The organism is Streptomyces sp. NPDC001401 (assembly GCF_042895385.1).
GTDB lineage: Bacteria > Actinomycetota > Actinomycetes > Streptomycetales > Streptomycetaceae > Streptomyces.
Map to the genome: position 1 here is coordinate 1 of NZ_JBIAWI010000050.1, position 1,939 is coordinate 1,939.

2 protein-coding genes are annotated in these 1,939 nt (G+C 67.8%); both read right to left on the bottom strand.

Annotated features, from left to right (window positions below; translation table 11 throughout):
• Positions 1–432 (bottom strand): alpha-amylase family glycosyl hydrolase (locus ACFY10_RS55015; protein ID WP_390672981.1); only part of this gene is annotated, 432 nt, incomplete at its 3' end.
• Positions 429–1,939: alpha-1,4-glucan--maltose-1-phosphate maltosyltransferase (locus tag ACFY10_RS55020; protein WP_390672982.1), on the bottom strand; the 1,511-nt coding region annotated here is incomplete at its 5' end. The genes ACFY10_RS55015 and ACFY10_RS55020, both read right to left, overlap by 4 nt.

Here is a 1,939-nt window from a genome sequence, read left to right on the forward strand (position 1 = left end):
GTAGTAGTCGCCGTAGGGCCCGTCGGGGTCTTTCCTCGATTCCTGGAACCACGGGTGCTGGTCGCTGGTGTGGTTCATGACGAAGTCGATGATGACGCGCATGCCGCGCTGGTGGGCGGCGTCGACGAATTCGACGAAGTCGGCGAGGTCACCGAACTCCGGGAGGACGGCCGTGTAGTCCGAGACGTCGTAACCGCCGTCGCGGAGCGGTGACTTGAAGAAGGGCGGCAGCCACAGGCAGTCGACGCCCAGCCACTGCAGATAGTCGAGTTTGGCGGTGATGCCCTTGAGGTCGCCGACTCCGTCGCCGTTGCTGTCCTGGAAGGAACGGACGAGGACCTCGTAGAAGACCGCGCGCTTGAACCAATCCGGGTCCCGGTCCTTGGCGGGGGTGTCCTCGAAGGTGTCCGGAACGGGTTCGTTGACGATCATTTTGTGGGTGACCCTCCGATCTGCGGGGTGGACGGTCGCAGGACGGCGAATACGTGCGCGGGACGGGTGCCCGGTTCCAGGCGCACATAGTTGGACCTGCCCCAGTGATAGGTCTCGCCGGTGAGCTCGTCGCGCACCGGCACCGACTCGTGCCATTCCAGGCCGAGTTGCGGCATGTCCAACGAGACCGTGGCCTCCTGGGTGTGGTGGGGGTCGAGGTTGGCGACCACCAGAACCGTGTTCGAGCCGCTCCGCTTCGAGTACGCGATCACTGCTTCCTTGTCCGCGTCGTGGAAGTGGAGGTCGCGCAGCTGGCGCAGGGCTGGGTTCGAGCGCCGGATGGTGTTGAGTTTGGTGATCAGGGGGGTGATGGTGCGGCCCTCGCGTTCGGCCGCGTCCCAGTCACGCGGGCGCAGTTGGTATTTCTCCGAGTCCAGATACTCCTCGCTGCCGTCCCGCAGCGGGGTGTTCTCGCACAATTCATAACCGGAGTAGACGCCCCAGGTGGGGGAGAGGGTGGCGGCCAGCACCGCGCGCAGTTCGAAGGCGGGGCGGCCGCCGCGCTGCAGGAACTCGTGCAGGATGTCGGGGGTGTTGACGAAGAAGTTCGGCCGCATGTAGGCGGCTGCCTCGCCGGACAGTTCGGTGAGGTACTCGGTCAGTTCCTGCTTGGTGGTGCGCCAGGTGTAGTAGGTGTAGGACTGCTGGAAGCCGGTCTGGGCGAGGGTGTGCATCATGGCCGGGCGGGTGAACGCCTCGGCCAGGAAGATCACGTCGGGGTCGGTGGCGTTGATGTCGGCGATCACCCGCTGCCAGAAGACGACCGGCTTGGTGTGCGGGTTGTCGACGCGGAAGATCCGCACCCCGTGGCCCATCCACACCCGCAGCACCCGCAGCGTCTCGGCGATCAGGCCGTCCAGGTCGGCGTCGAACGCGATCGGGTAGATGTCCTGGTACTTCTTGGGCGGGTTCTCGGCATAGGCGATGGTGCCGTCGGGGCGGTGGTGGAACCACTCGGGGTGTTTGTGCACCCAGGGGTGGTCGGGGGAGCACTGCAGGGCGAAGTCGAGGGCCACCTCCAGGCCCAGCTCGCGCGCCTCCCGCACGAACCAGGCGAAGTCCTCGATGCTGCCCAGCTGGGGGTGGACGGCGTCGTGGCCGCCCTCGGGGGAGCCGATCGCCCAGGGCACGCCGACGTCGGCGGGGCCGGCGGAGAGGGTGTTGTTGCGGCCCTTGCGGAAGGTGGTGCCGATCGGGTGGATGGGCGGCAGGTAGAGGACGTCGAAGCCCATGGCGGCGATCGCGGGCAGCCGGCGGGCGGCGGTGCGGAAGGTGCCGTGCGGCTGCTCGGTGGTGCCCTCGGAGCGGGGGAAGAACTCGTACCAGGCGCCGTACAGGGCGCGTTCCCGCTCCACCAGCAGCGGCAGGGTCTGCGAGGCGGTGACGAACTCCCGCAGCGGATGCCGGGCCAGCACCGCATCCACCTCCGGCGTCAACGCCGCCGCCA